The 13,321-nt window shown below is 53.7% G+C and carries 16 protein-coding genes; 7 read left to right on the top strand and 9 right to left on the bottom strand.

The window, feature by feature from the left end; genetic code table 11:
* Positions 1-767: 767 nt before the first annotated feature.
* Complete coding sequence (locus tag X474_RS21825; RefSeq protein WP_044351980.1) at positions 768-1,547, bottom strand: enoyl-CoA hydratase; 780 nt, start codon at positions 1,545-1,547, stop codon at positions 768-770.
* A 22-nt stretch (positions 1,548-1,569) separates the two neighbouring features.
* On the bottom strand, positions 1,570-2,775 hold the full coding sequence (locus X474_RS21820) for a hypothetical protein (protein WP_044351979.1): 1,206 nt from the start codon (positions 2,773-2,775) through the stop codon (positions 1,570-1,572).
* Positions 2,776-2,939: 164 nt separating this feature from the next.
* Here X474_RS21820 and X474_RS21815 point away from each other — a divergent pair, with 164 nt between their 5' ends.
* Positions 2,940-3,179 (top strand): hypothetical protein, encoded by a 240-nt coding sequence (locus X474_RS21815; protein WP_044351978.1) that lies wholly within the window; start codon positions 2,940-2,942, stop codon positions 3,177-3,179.
* A gap of 12 nt (positions 3,180-3,191) precedes the next feature.
* On the opposite strand, the gene X474_RS21810 is transcribed toward X474_RS21815, so the two are convergent.
* Complete coding sequence (locus tag X474_RS21810; protein WP_044351977.1) at positions 3,192-3,518, bottom strand: DUF493 domain-containing protein; 327 nt, start codon at positions 3,516-3,518, stop codon at positions 3,192-3,194.
* A gap of 521 nt (positions 3,519-4,039) precedes the next feature.
* Between X474_RS21810 and X474_RS21805 the strand changes: the two genes are divergently transcribed.
* From X474_RS21805 to X474_RS21785, 5 genes are all read left to right on the top strand, one after another.
* Positions 4,040-4,267, top strand: a complete 228-nt coding sequence (locus X474_RS21805; RefSeq protein WP_044352180.1) for a 4Fe-4S dicluster domain-containing protein — start codon at positions 4,040-4,042, stop codon at positions 4,265-4,267.
* A gap of 10 nt (positions 4,268-4,277) precedes the next feature.
* A complete protein-coding gene (locus X474_RS21800; RefSeq protein WP_044351976.1) occupies positions 4,278-5,348 on the top strand; it encodes a 3-methyl-2-oxobutanoate dehydrogenase subunit VorB in 1,071 nt (356 codons plus the stop codon).
* A complete protein-coding gene (locus tag X474_RS21795; RefSeq protein ID WP_044351974.1) occupies positions 5,345-6,112 on the top strand; it encodes a thiamine pyrophosphate-dependent enzyme in 768 nt (255 codons plus the stop codon). Before X474_RS21800 ends, X474_RS21795 begins: the two co-directional genes overlap by 4 nt.
* Positions 6,113-6,116: 4 nt before the next feature.
* Positions 6,117-6,659: a 2-oxoacid:ferredoxin oxidoreductase subunit gamma family protein gene (locus tag X474_RS21790; RefSeq protein ID WP_044351973.1), complete on the top strand. Its 543-nt coding sequence runs from the start codon at positions 6,117-6,119 to the stop codon at positions 6,657-6,659.
* Positions 6,660-6,806: 147 nt separating this feature from the next.
* Positions 6,807-7,241, top strand: a complete 435-nt coding sequence (locus X474_RS21785; protein ID WP_044351972.1) for an ACT domain-containing protein — start codon at positions 6,807-6,809, stop codon at positions 7,239-7,241.
* A gap of 27 nt (positions 7,242-7,268) precedes the next feature.
* Here X474_RS21785 and X474_RS21780 read toward each other — a convergent pair whose 3' ends face one another.
* From X474_RS21780 to X474_RS21765, 4 genes are all read right to left on the bottom strand, one after another.
* Entirely contained in the window at positions 7,269-7,460 is a 192-nt protein-coding gene (locus X474_RS21780; RefSeq protein ID WP_044351970.1) for a ferredoxin, read from the bottom strand.
* A gap of 171 nt (positions 7,461-7,631) precedes the next feature.
* A protein-coding gene (gene prfB / locus X474_RS21775; protein WP_156360882.1) for a peptide chain release factor 2 occupies positions 7,632-8,742 on the bottom strand; the annotation gives its coding sequence in 2 pieces (ribosomal slippage) (positions 7,632-8,672 and positions 8,674-8,742; 1,110 coding nt in all).
* Position 8,743: 1 nt separating this feature from the next.
* Entirely contained in the window at positions 8,744-10,321 is a 1,578-nt protein-coding gene (gene lnt / locus X474_RS21770) for an apolipoprotein N-acyltransferase (RefSeq protein ID WP_156360881.1), read from the bottom strand.
* Between the two features lie 7 nt (positions 10,322-10,328).
* Complete coding sequence (locus X474_RS21765; protein WP_052515505.1) at positions 10,329-11,201, bottom strand: hemolysin family protein; 873 nt, start codon at positions 11,199-11,201, stop codon at positions 10,329-10,331.
* A gap of 212 nt (positions 11,202-11,413) precedes the next feature.
* Between X474_RS21765 and X474_RS21760 the strand changes: the two genes are divergently transcribed.
* Positions 11,414-11,659: a hypothetical protein gene (locus X474_RS21760; RefSeq protein ID WP_044351967.1), complete on the top strand. Its 246-nt coding sequence runs from the start codon at positions 11,414-11,416 to the stop codon at positions 11,657-11,659.
* Between the two features lie 20 nt (positions 11,660-11,679).
* Here the strand turns inward: X474_RS21760 and X474_RS21755 are convergent, their stop codons facing one another.
* Both X474_RS21755 and mqnB read right to left on the bottom strand, forming a co-directional pair.
* Positions 11,680-12,516, bottom strand: a complete 837-nt coding sequence (locus tag X474_RS21755; protein WP_044351966.1) for a 1,4-dihydroxy-6-naphtoate synthase — start codon at positions 12,514-12,516, stop codon at positions 11,680-11,682.
* A 105-nt stretch (positions 12,517-12,621) separates the two neighbouring features.
* Positions 12,622-13,311: a futalosine hydrolase gene (gene mqnB / locus X474_RS21750; RefSeq protein ID WP_052515504.1), complete on the bottom strand. Its 690-nt coding sequence runs from the start codon at positions 13,309-13,311 to the stop codon at positions 12,622-12,624.
* Between the last annotated feature and the right edge of the window lie 10 nt (positions 13,312-13,321).

Below are 13,321 nucleotides of genomic sequence, written 5' to 3'. Positions count from 1 at the left end.
TTAAGGGGATTAAGCCTTTAAACCCCTCAGTGGGCCTTCACATCAAAAGCCTCCCAAAGGGGTAACTCTCTGAGTCTTGGACTCCGTTTAAATACGCGTCTGCAAATCAAATCCGGCAACAGGCCTGTTCAGGGGCATGGTATTTTGAACAACCCGATGGTGAGCCGGAAAATCCACACCAGGGTTCATCTTTCCGGACGTCCTTAAGAAAAATACGAACAACTCACTTAAAATACGCAATTTTTCACTCTTTTTCACAGGCCGTCCAGACTCCGGTCTGGAAACATTGCTCCCGCAGGCTAGCGCCCTTTTTTAAAGGGAGATAATAATATCCCCATGTCAACGAAGCATGATTAAAAAATCCGTATTTTAAAATAGATGCAAGAGATTACTCTCTGCTCGGACAACCGGGGCAGCCGATGAATCTAAAACCGGCCGTAAACGCCAGGCAGCCCCGTTGACCATGCTAAACCATGTCGTCCGGAAAAACGACGAAAGCCTTATGGTTTTCAAGGCACGAACAGGCGGAAAGCAGTTATTTGATAACTAAAGAGTCAAAGAAAACTCCACTTAAATACCCTCAGGCTTTTGAGGGCCTCGGTGGAAGGAAGGCCTTCTGAGTCGCGAGTCTTTTCTAAAGCCTGTAACTAAAACCGGTTGGAAAATCCATTTATTCCAACCGGCATCAGCCAAAGCCCGGGGAAATTTTGACGGAAAGCCACGGAGGATCAGAATTATTGATTCTGCCTGAAATTCTTAAATCCCTTTTAACGCCCTTTCCATTCAGGCGGCTCTTTTTTATTCAGGAAGGCCTTTATTCCCTCTTGGGCGTCTTCCATAGTCAGGTTAAGAGCTATGGCCCTTTGGGCCAGATCATAGGCCTGGTTTTCCGGGCGGTCCACCTGGCTGTAAAAAGCGCTTTTACCCATGGCCAGGGTAAGGGGGCTGGCCTTGGCTACACTCAAGGCCAAATTTTTCCCTTCCTGCACAAGTTCAGAAGGTTCTGCGACCTTGTTCACCAATCCCCAGTTTTGGGCTTCCCCGGCAGAGACCATGCGGCCGGTCAAAAGCATTTCCAAGGCCCTTTTGGGGCCAATGGCCCGCACCAGGGGAACCGCAGGAGTAGAACAAAAAAGCCCTATCTTCACCCCTGGGGTGCCAAAGCGAGCTGTTTTTGAGGCCACCACCAAATCACAGGCGGCAGCCAGCTGGCAACCGGCCGCCGTGGCCACGCCCTGGACCAGCCCCACCACCGGTTGAGGCAGCTTGCGCAGTTTTTCCATCATCTTAGTGCAATTGGCAAAAATCCTCTGGTAATCAACCGGGTCTTTGTCAATCATCTCATCCAAGAGATGTCCCGCGCAAAAATGATTACCCGCGGCATTCAAAACCACCACTTTGGCCTGTTGTTCACTCGCAATCCGGTCCAAGGCCAGACTGAGTTCGGCAATCATTTTTTCACTCAGGGAATTCACCTTTTCCGGCCGATTCAGAGTTATAAAGGCCAAGGGACCTTCCAGGTAATATTCAATTTCTTCAAAATGCACCCAAAACCCCCTTTGTAAAAAATCAAACCGCCATGGGCCAGGCAATAATCACCAGAGAAGAGCCTTTATCAAAATCCCGCTCGGATTCAGGTACAGATTGGCCTTTAAGTAATCCAAGCAACTGCTCTCTGCTTATACCGGGGAAAACCAGGGCGCTTAAATTGACCTGTCCCGCCCCCAGAGCAGCGCCGGACTGCTCCATGGCCCGGATCATCTTCAGGCCAAGTTCCCGCACCTCTTTTTTGACCTTTTTCCCCAATTCATCTGACCAAGGCGTGTTGCCCAGGTATGCCAGAACAGACTCAAGCTCTGCGGTCGGTTCGGCCAAGCCCGGTCTCTCGCACAAATCAAGACAAAGCCTGGCCAATCCCGTAAGATCCGGGGCCATAAACTCAGGCAGGATTACACGAAAAGCCTCCACCGACAGCGCCGGATTCTCCACCCGGCTCTCAGGCGGCAGATCAACCAGGCTGGTTGCTCCCGCGGCTGAACGTTTGGTCTCTTCTTCGGCATAAAAAACCCGGTTCGCCCTTTCCAAAAGCAGGCGGGCGGCGGGAAGGTTGGCCGTGGCCAGATAAAGGTCTTTTTTATCCACCCCCTCGATCAACCTGGCCCAGGCCTCAAGCCTTTGGCTTAAAAGCCTTTCATCGGTCTGTTCCTGGTCCGGGGGGGTGAGGGATATCTGATTTAAGTCCTTTAACTCCTTGGGCACGCTTTCATCATCATCCAGAATGTTGCCAAGGTTAAGACTCTTCTGCCCCACTAAAGCGGCAAGCTCCTCCATCTCCGCCGCCTGGTTTTCCCAGATATGGGCCAAATGAACAAGCACCGCCGGATCCTTGGGGGGGGGGGGCGCAGCCGCACCGCTTAAAGGTTTTTTGCGCTGGGGATCTTTAATATCCTCCATCACCGAACGCAAATTCTCCAACCCCGGCGCCGGAGGATTCACCCCTGCCTTGAGGCTCTCAAGACGCCCGGCTCCCCTCTGAACCGCCACCCAGTCCTCCCATTTTCTCAAGACCTCCAGAACCTCTTCGGTGCGGGGATGGCTCGAGCGGTCCGTGGGCAGCAGAAGCTCAAACAAGCCGGTCTCCAAGAGGTCATCACTGACGGCCTTTTCGTTCAGTGAGGCGGGGCTCATAATGACCAAGGGGCGCAGCCAGGGAAGCATTCCCCCAAACATGGCGCGGCGCAAACGGGTATGGGGAAAAACAAGCACAGAGGACATGGGTTATTCCTTTTCAAATTTTTATGCAGCCGGGTGCGAGAGACACACAAACCACTGTTTCATGGTATCCTGCTTTAAAGGCTAAGATTACGGCTCTCCCTCTTCCTCATTATAGAGAGCGGGGAGCGCACCGGCACAACTCATTGCAACCGTGTGAAATTAATATGGACCGTAAAATTTTTGAGATGAACTTAAGCGTCAATGCCACCAGCCTCTACCTGCTTTTGACCTCGCTGATCCAATCAGGCGCAGACCTTACTGATGAGGTTATAGCATCTTTGTGGAACGGTCACCAAGATGAACTGACCGAGGCCCAAGATGAACTTGAAAAATATAAAGTGGTCAAGTCCCCCAAAGAGGGATGGTGGCAGGTGCTTCCCGCCACATCCTGGCAAAAGCCCTGAAAAAAAAGGCTTTCAAGCCACGGTGAGAAGCCCCTTGAGAGCCTTTAGCCCGGCATACACATCCAAAACCTGCTGAGCGTCTTTAACCTCCACATCCAGGGTGACGGCCAGGTATTTATTGTTTTTAGACGGCCTGGCAGTGGGATGAAAAGAAGAATCCAAAGGGCCCAAAACCTTTTCAGCCGCCTTATGTACGTCGTTTTTCAGGTCTTCCCTGTAAAATCCGATCACCTTGAACATATAGGTGCACGGAAAGTCGTGATTTTTTTCCAGGGTCTTAAGCGGGTCGTGGGAATGCACGCCTGTGCAGTTGGGATCGGAACAATTGCACTTACTCAATTTCACATCCTGTTTTTATTTAAGGAATTAGTCGTATCACTCAGCTAAATCAATTTTATGCACCCTTCCGGCGAGTGTCAAAAATAACTTTCCCGGCTCCATAGGTAATTTCACTGAAATACTACAATAAAAAAGTTGACCAAAGCAACTTTATTTGATTTTGGACATCTACTTATGATCACTGGAAAAATATCTCCTTATCCTACCACGGGCAAGAGCTTTACACCTTGACATAGTCTCTGGGCTCTGCTATCAATTTTTCTTCAACTACTATGGGAAAAGGCCACCCTTAAGTCGGAGCAAATAAAAATTCGCTAAAGCCCTCCTTACCTGTTTCGTCCCGTAAGGAGCAAGCCAACCAAGAGCGACGGCATGGTTTCTAAATCCCATGCGAAAAAGCCCTGGCGGACAAGGCATTTTTCCAAGCTCACTACCCGTCGGCCGATGTGTGTCTCTACGTCATCCGTCTATTGGTGGCGAGCATCTAAATAAACGTTGGGTAAAGGAGTATTAGTTTGGCTGTGAAGGGCAAAGTCGTGATCGACCGAGACCGGTGCAAGGGCTGTCAGCTCTGTATCGCCTTCTGCCCCACGGGCAGTCTCGAAGTCGACCCGAGATTGAACATCAAGGGCTATTCCCCGGCCCAGTTTAAGGAAACCGTAGCTGAAGGCGAAAAGGGTTGCACAGGTTGCGCCCAGTGCGCCACAGTCTGCCCCGAAGTTGCAATCGAGGTGTATCGTGCCAAGTGAAAAAGTATTAATGCGCGGCTCAAACGTGGTGGGCGAAGCGGCGGTTCGCGCCGGTTGCCGCTACTACTTTGGATACCCCATCACACCTCAGAACGAACTGCCCGAGTACCTCTCCGGCAGGCTTCCTGAGGTTGGTGGCACCTTCATCCAGGGTGAAAGCGAAATCGCCTCCATCAACATGGTGTTAGGTGCAGCGGCTGCCGGAGCCCGCACCATGACCTCTTCTTCATCTCCGGGCGTTTCATTAAAACAGGAAGGCATCACCTACCTGGCAGGCATGGAACTGCCTGCGGTGATCGTCAACATGATGCGCGGCGGTCCCGGTCTGGGCAACATTGCTCCGTCCGCGGCTGACTATTTCCAGGCCACCAGGGGTGGCGGAAACGGTGACTACCGCACCCTGACCCTGGCCCCGGCCGGCTGTCAGGAATTGGCTGAGCTGACCTTTGAGGCCTTTGATCTGGCCGATAAGTACCGCACCCCGGTCATGCTCCTGGGTGACGGCCTGATGGGTCAGGTTATGGAGCCTGTGGTCTTCCCGGATTACATTGATCCCGAGACCCTGCCTAAAAAAGACTACGCCTTGGACGGCGCCAAAGGTCGCGGCCCCAGGAAAATCTTCTCCATGTACCTGGGTCAGCAGGGCGAGCTCAAGGATCACAACCTGAAGCTTCAGGCCAAGTACGACGAGATCACCGACAAAGAGCGCCGCTGGGAAACCTACAAAACCGATGACGCCGATGTCATCGTCGTGGCCTACGGCACCGCCGCCCGCATCGCCGAAACAGCGGTGGACGAGCTGCGTGAACAGGGACTCAAGATCGGCCTCTTCAGGCCCATCACTCTGTGGCCCTATCCCACACCCGCTTTGAGGAAACTGGCTCAAGGCCGCAAGATCGCTGTTTTCGAGCTTTGCCTGGGGCAAATGGTTGAAGACGTAATGCTGTCGGTCGGTGAACGCGCCGAGATTTACTTCTACGGTGTGCCTGGCGGTGTCATTCCCACCCCCGCCGAAGTCGTAGAATTCCTGCGCTCGACCTCCAATGGCGACGGCAAGGTGGGCAGGAGGATCGAACTATGAGTGCAGAAACTGCATACAAGCAGGTATTCGGCTGGCCCGAGTCCCTGCAGAAAAACCCCACTCACTACTGCCCGGGCTGCGGTCATTCTGTGGCTCACCGCTTGGTGGCAGAGGTAATCGATGAGTTGGGTGTGCGTGAAAAGACCATCGGCGTGCCCCCCGTGGGCTGCTCGGTTTTGGCCTACAACTACTTCAACTTCGATATGGTTGAGGCTCCCCACGGCCGTGCCCTGGCCGTGGCCACCGGTATCAAAAGGGTTCATCCCAACCACGTGGTCATGACCTATCAGGGTGACGGCGACCTGGCCGCCATCGGCACCGCCGAGACGATCCATGCCGCCAACCGTGGTGAAAAAATCACCGCCATCTTCATCAACAACGCCATTTACGGCATGACCGGCGGACAGATGGCCCCCACCACCACTCTCGGTCAGGTGGCGACCACCACCCCCGGCGGTCGTGACGCCGACCGTGACGGTGCGCCCATTGACATCTCTTCCATGGTGGCCTTATGTAAACGCACCGTTTACGTTGAGCGTTGCGCCCTTACCAACCCCAAGGAAATTCGTAAGGCTAAAAAGGCTATCAAAAAGGCCTTCCAGGCCCAGATCGACGGCAAGGGTTTCACCCTGGTGGAACTCCTTAGCGCCTGCCCCACCAACTGGAAGATGGGCCCGGTGGATGCCTGGAAATGGGTTGCTGAAGAGATGACCAAAACTTACCCCCTGGGCGTCATCAAAGACGAAATCGGGGACAAGGACTAAGGATATGCACACCAGCACACTTTTCGCCGGCTTTGGTGGACAGGGTGTCCTTCTGATGGGCTATGTGCTGAGCCACGGCGCAATGCTCAAGGGACTCAATGTCACCTATTTTCCGGCCTACGGCGCTGAGATGCGCGGCGGCACGGCCAACTGTACTGTAACTCTGGCGGACCACAAGATTGCCAGCCCGGTGGCTTCCAATCCTGATGTCCTGGTCGCCATGAACCCGCCCTCACTGGACAAATTCGAGAGCACCGTGGCCGAAAACGGCCTGGTGGTCTTGAACTCCTCCCTGATCGAAAGGGGTCCCGAGCGCGACGATGTGGAAGTCTTGAATGTTCCCACCGTGGAGCTGGCCAGGGAAGTCGGCTCCGAGCGGGCAGGAAACATGATTATGATCGGCGCTGTCTGCGCCAAGACCGGCTTCATGACCCTGGAAGAAACCTTCCACGGCATGCACGCCGCTCTTAAGGGGAAAGAAAAATTCTTCCCCATGAACGAAAAGGGTATTGAGCGCGGTTTTGCCTTTGCCAAAGACGGCAAATAAAAAACCAGCTTAAGATACCTGTCCTGAAAAAATCACCCCGCCGGGAGACTTGTCTCTCCGGCGGGGTTGCTTAAGGCTACAAGACCCTGCAATTCAATCGTTTTTTATATAATTACCGCCAAGTCCACCCTGCCAAGGAGAGATTCCATGACAGTAACCCAACTTTCCATCCGCATGCCGAACAAACCAGGCCAACTGGTCACGATAAGCGAAATAATGGGACAGGCGGAAGTAAATATCCTGGCTTTGTTTGTCTCCACCACCACCCCGGGCGGGGATGGGCTCATGCGATTTGTCCCCAGTCATCCCGGCAGGGCGGCGGCGGCCCTGGTGGACAGGGGCATGGAGGTGGCCACCAGCCAGGTGCTGGCGGCCGAAACTCCCCACCACGCCGGAGGCCTGAAGGCGATATTGGACCCTTTAAGCAAGGCAAAGGTCAACGTGGATTACCTCTATCCCTGCATACAAACCGGAGAATCCACCATACTGATCATGGGCACCGATCAGGTGGACCAGGCGGTGGAAGCCTTGAAAAAAGACTGGATACGCCTTTATAGCGACCAGGATCTGCTTAATCTGTAAAAAAGACGACAAAGCCCTGGGGATTGGTCATACCCAGCTTATGGCCTCCGCAGGGCATTCCTCTATAGCCTCTTCCACACAATCAGGGCCGCCTTCCGGCAGAATCACAGTGGACTTTTCCGCTCCTTCAGGCAACTGAAAAACATCGGGGCAGAGTTCCATGCAATTGCCACAGGCAATGCATTCATCACTGATTTCAAGCAGTTTTTCTTCTTCCATGCTCCCTTCCTTTGTCTAAGCTATTTCCCTTCAATGCCCAGATTGAAGGTAGGTAAACCCTCTGTCAAGTATTTGATGGGCAAAAAAACAACCGCAGGGAAATTCCCTGCGGTTGTTATGTTTTCTCAAAGTTTGGCCGAATTTTTCTTTTCAGGGCAAGGTATGCGTAATCTATTTACCCAGCCTGTCAGCCCTCCAATGCAGAAAAGCCTCTATGAACTTGTCCAGGTCCCCATCCAGCACTGCGTCAACGTTGCCCATTTCCTGGCTCGTGCGATGGTCCTTAACCAGGCGGTAAGGGGCCAGCACATAGGAACGGATCTGACTTCCCCAGCCAATCTCCTGCAGGCCTTCATGGGTCTCTTTTTTCTCGGCCTCTCTTTTGGCCATTTCCATTTCATAGAGCCTGGCCTTCAGCACCTTAAGGGCCAGATCCTTGTTGCGGTGCTGGCTCTTTTCATTCTGACACTGCACCACAACCCCTGTGGGCAGGTGGGTGAGCCTCACCGCGGATGAGGTCTTGTTTACGTGCTGTCCACCCGCGCCGGAAGCCCGGAAGACATCGACCCTGAGGTCACTGTCCAAGATCTCAATTTCTATGTCGTCATCCACCTGGGGAGATACAAAGACCGAGGCAAAAGCTGTGTGACGCCTGTGGTTGGAATCAAAAGGGCTTATCCGCACCAGGCGGTGAATGCCGCTTTCGCCCTTGCACAGGCCATAGGCCTGGTGCCCGTTCAATTCCAGGGTGGCGCTCTTTATACCCGCTTCCTCGCCCTCCTGAAAGTCCAGAAGCCTGGTCTCAAAGCCCTGCCGCTCGGCAAAACGGGTATAGAGTCTCAAAAGCATCTCAGCCCAATCCTGGGCGTCAGTGCCTCCTGCTCCGGAGTTAATGGCCAGGATGGCGTTTCTGGCATCGTCCGGACCACTCAAAAGCCTGGCGGCCTCCAGGCGGGAGAGCCCACTCTCCAGGGTTTCCAAGGCGGAAGAAGCCTCCTTCAAGGTCGCTTGGTCGTCCTCTTCCTCGGCCAGCTCCAAGAGCACCTCTGCATCATCCATCTTTTCCTTAAGCTTCACATAGGCCTTGAGGCTGTGCTCCAAGTCGCTTCTTTCCTTCATCACCGCCTTGGCTTCCTCCTGATTATCCCAGAAACCGGAAGCGGCCATGATCTTGTCCAGCTCTTTTAATCTTTTTTCCTTGCTGGCGGGGTCAAAGATGCTCTCCCATCAAATCCAGGCGTTTACGCGCTCCGTTCAGGGATTCCTTAAGTTCAGTTATCATCTCAAACCTCCTGTTTATTCCGGAAACCAGGCCGCAGGGTTACAAGCAACAATAAAAGGCTTATGCCAAAGGCCGCCTTGGAAAAAACATCCCCATGGCCGGTAAAAAAAGTATTGATTTTTAAAAGCGGCAATTCTCTGGTTTGAACCGCTTCAGTAAAAAGGCCGGTTAACTGGTGCACCGTGCCGTCCGGTTCTATGAAACCGCTGATTCCGCTGTTGGCCGACCTGGCGCATGACATGCGGTTTTCCACGGAACGCAAAACCAGATGACTCAAGTGTTGGCGGCTGGCCCCGGTGCGTCCGAACCAGGCGTCATTAGTCTGGTTTATTATCAGGTCCGCCCCTTTTCTGCGCTGGCTTAAAGCCAACTCACTGAAAATGGACTCATAGCAGATGAGCGGTCCCAAAACAGCTGGTCCGGCCTTAAGGGTTGCACCCTTTTCACCGGGCGCGAAATCCCGCCCCAGGGCAGCGATGGCCCGCACAAAAAACAAAAGATTGTCCCAGGGCACATACTCGCCAAAAGGCACCAGATGAACCTTGTCGTACCATCCATGAGGCCTGCCCAGGGGATCGGCCAAAAAAGAACGGTTGGTCGGGGCATATGTGCCATTGACAGCCACAGACCCCATAGTGCCCAAAGTTATGTAAGCCCCCAGTTCACGGGCTCCTTCCAAAACCTTCAAGGTCGGCCTGGCCTCGCTCAACATATAAAAAGGCCCGGCCGATTCAGACCAGACAATCAGCCAGGGGCGTTTTTTAATCTTTTCCGCCTCTTTCCCGGAAAGTGCAAGATGCTTTTGCACCACGGAAACTTTCTTTTCCGGGTTCTGTATATCAAAAATGCTTATATCGCCCTGCACCACACTTACCGGGATATGAGGGGACTTTTGGGCCAAACTCTGGATCTGATCCATACGTTTTTGCCCCAAGCCCCAAGCGCCCGCAACAATTATAACCCCGGCAAGCAACCAAGCCAAGCCGGAGAAACAAATACGCCCCTTGTCTTTAAAGGCAAAAAAACCTTTCATAACAAGGGCATTGATCATAACCAATCCGGCTGACAGGCCGGGCGCCCCCCACCACTCGGCGCTCTGTAAAAGTTGGGGGCAAAAAGCCAGGCTGTTTGCCAGGGGCAACCAGGGAAAGCCGGTCAGAAGAAGCGACCTTATCCATTCCAGGGCTGCCCAGGCCAAGGGAGCAGACAAGAGAAGCGGGATTCCCCTTTTGCCGGTCCGGCTGACAAAATAGGCGAACGCCGCCGGGTACAAGGCCAAATAAAGGGCCAAAAGACCGAAAAGTAATATGGAAACCGCCCAGGGCAGGCCGCCGTATTGGGTTATGACCACATTCAGCCAATACATCTGGGCCAGTCCTCGGCCCAGGCCAAACAGCAACCCTGCCGCCATGGCCTTTTTAGGCGGCAATAAGGATGAAAGGCCCAAAAGAGGAGCCAGAGACACCAGGGCCAGGGGCCAAAAGTCCCAAGGAGAAAAGGCCCCGGCCAACATAATTCCGGAGAAAAAAGCGGCCAGGGCTTCAATTTTGCCAGGTAGCCGGGATTCTGTTTTACTCAAGACCTTATCAAGCTTCCTCCGGCTCTTTGGCTGCCTCAGGATCAAAGCCGACCTTTACCTTGTCGATCTTGCGGTCGTCCGCTTCCACCACTTTCAGAGTCAAAGGTCCGTATTCCATGATTTCACCGGCATTCGGCACCCGCCCCAAGTAGGTGGTTATAAAGCCGCCGACCGTTTCAAAGCGCCCTTCGGGCAATTCCTCGGGGACTTCATAACCAAGAAGGCCTGAAAGTTCTTCCACCTCCAGACGGGCGTCCACCACCAAAGAACCGTCCTGCTGCCTTTGGCTGAGATGCTCTTCCTGATCATACTCGTCTTCGATCTCGCCCACAATTTCTTCCAGGACATCCTCTAAAGTCACCACTCCCGCAGTGCCGCCGTATTCATCGACCACCACGGCCAGATGAACCCTTTTGCGCCTGAAGGCCGTCAAAAGCTCGTTTAAAGGCATGGCTTGAGGCACAAAAAACGGCTTGCGGGCTACTTCACAAATATTATTGGTTTCCCCTGGCTTACCCCAATGGGAGAGCAGATCCTTGGCATAAATCACTCCCACTATATGATCAGGGTCACCGGAGTAGACAGGTATCCTGGAATGTCCGGAGTCGGTGATTACACGGATGATATCGTTAATGCTGTCTTTATCAGAGACCATTGCCAGGTCTATTCTGGGCACCATGATCTGACCGGCTGTGGTCTGATCAAGCTCCAGCACACCTTCTATCATATGCCCCTCGTGAGGGGTGAGAAAGCCCTGGGCTTCGCCCTGATCCACTAGTCCCTGAATCTCGCGTTCCAATTCCTGAGAGGTCGTACTGCGCCCGCCCTTGAATAAATCCAAGACCCGCGCGATAAGACTTCGGCCTGGTTCTGTATCCAAACCCCTTTGCTTCCTTTTTACAAGTTATTGTCATGGCGACGAAAAAGTCATTCAAGCCCATGCATGCCGGGCCAAGCTTCATCTGTCGGCTTTTTTGTCTATAAAAAAAGACCTGACTAAACGCCTTCCCTTTTATTGAATCTTATCTCAGCACAAGGGAAGTTGACAAGATGGCAGGTCTTTTTTAGTATAATAATTAGAGGTGTGTGAAAATGCCGATAGAATTTGATCCAAATACTTCCACCTATTACCAAACCAGTTATACACAAAACAGCTATGCCCAGGCTCCGGTGGAGAATCCTCCCCCCACCCCGACCGGTCCCCAGGACCCGGCCCAGGCCGTCTCCGCAGAGAAACAGATCCCCCAGGACCCGGCCCTGGTAGAGCCCCAGGACCGTCCCCGGCCCTCAGGCCAGGAGACCTCCCTTACCGGCTCCATAGTGGACACCGTAGTCTGAAACCGGGGTGACGATCCGTCTTATTCCATTCTCAAGGGATAATCCGTCTGGGGCAGCAACCCACTTTGCCTCCCCCGAATAAGAGCCTCTTCCACTGCCTTGAGTCCGGCTTCCCCCAGGTCTGCGGTAAAGTCATTCACATAAAGCCCAATATGGCTCTCCACCACCGAAGCCTCCATTTCCTGGGCGTGGGCGAGAACATATTCCTTTGACTTCAGAGGATGTTGCATAGCCATGTTCACGCTTTCACCCAAGGCCCGGTCAATAATGCCGTAGGCCTCTTTACCAAGGTCACGGCGCATGGCGATGCAGCCCAACGGTATGGGCAGGCCGGTTTCCGCCTCCCACCATTCACCCAGGTCCAGAAGCCTGATAAGGCCCAACCTTTCATAGGTGAAGCGACCCTCATGTATAACCAGGCCCGCCTTGAAACGTCCTTGGGCCACGGCCTCCATGACCTGACTGAACTCCATGGGCTCCACCTCGGGCGTCTTGCCGAGGTAAAGGGATAAAAGCATCTGGGCGGTGGTGAGGCGGCCTGGTACAGCCACCTTGACCTTGGCCAGGTCAGCCGGTTCCGCCCCCGGCTTGGCCACCACCAGGGGACCGCATCCCCTGCCCAGGGCCGAACCCGCATTTAAAAGAGCGTACTTATCCAACACATGCCCCAAAGCGTGGAAACTCAGTTTGGTCACCTCCAAAATGCTTTGCAAGGCCAGGCGGTTGAGTTCTTCCACATCACCCAGGCGGGTCTTGAACTTAAAACCCGGGGCCTTTACCAAACCGTGACTAAGGGCATGAAAGGCAAAGGTGTCGTTGGGGCATGGTGAATAGCCAAAGGTTATCTCCCGGCTCATTTTCTTCTCCCGGAATTAATGGCAACAGGCTCTGACAGGCTCTGGAAGCGAAACTGCCGGGCGCACCGAGGACTGGGTTCACTAAAAACCCTGTTTAATGACTTGTCAGTTTAATCCGCAGTAGGCCAAAACCGCCCTTTGGGCTGCTTCGGCGCCTATTTTCAGGTCAAGGTGACGGTCACCGGCCAGATTGCTTACTCCCCTCACCGAGGTAAAGGGCTTTTGGTAAAGGGCCGCCACCTGGGCCACGGCCGCGGTCTCCATATCTTCCAGCTGGGCCTGCCAGCGACGGGCCACAACCCTGGCGGATTCAATATCCCCGCTCACCTGGTTCACAGTGGCAAAAACCCCGGTGGTCAAATCCGGACAGGACTTTAAAAACCCGCGGTTTAGCCCGGGATCACATTCAAAAACGTTAAAAACCGGTTTTTGGCCTTCTGTGAGGGGTAAAAGGGGAATTTTTATGGCGGACAGATCGCGCCAGGAGTGTTTTTCGACAACCCCCATATCAGCCAGGACAACCCTTTCAGCCACGACCGCCTGTCCCAGCCCGGGACCGCTCTCATAGGCCCCGGCACAGCCGATATTCAAGACAACCCGGCAGGAAACCAGATTCTCTAAAGCGGCAGTGACAGCCTGGGCGGCGTTAACCATGCCCAGGCCGGTGAGCAAAAGCCAAACCTTTTCTTTTCCCAAGCGGCCATGCCAAAAGGGACGTCTGCCCAGATTCCCCGCCTTTTTGAGGTGGGGGATTATCAGCTCCACCTCAGCAGGCATTGCCGCTGTTATAAGCATATTTTGCCAA

This window comes from Dethiosulfatarculus sandiegensis (genome assembly GCF_000931935.2).
GTDB lineage: Bacteria > Desulfobacterota > Desulfarculia > Desulfarculales > Desulfarculaceae > Dethiosulfatarculus > Dethiosulfatarculus sandiegensis.
The sequence above is the reverse complement of the archived record's forward strand: the minus strand, read 5'-3'. Positions and strand labels throughout refer to the sequence as shown.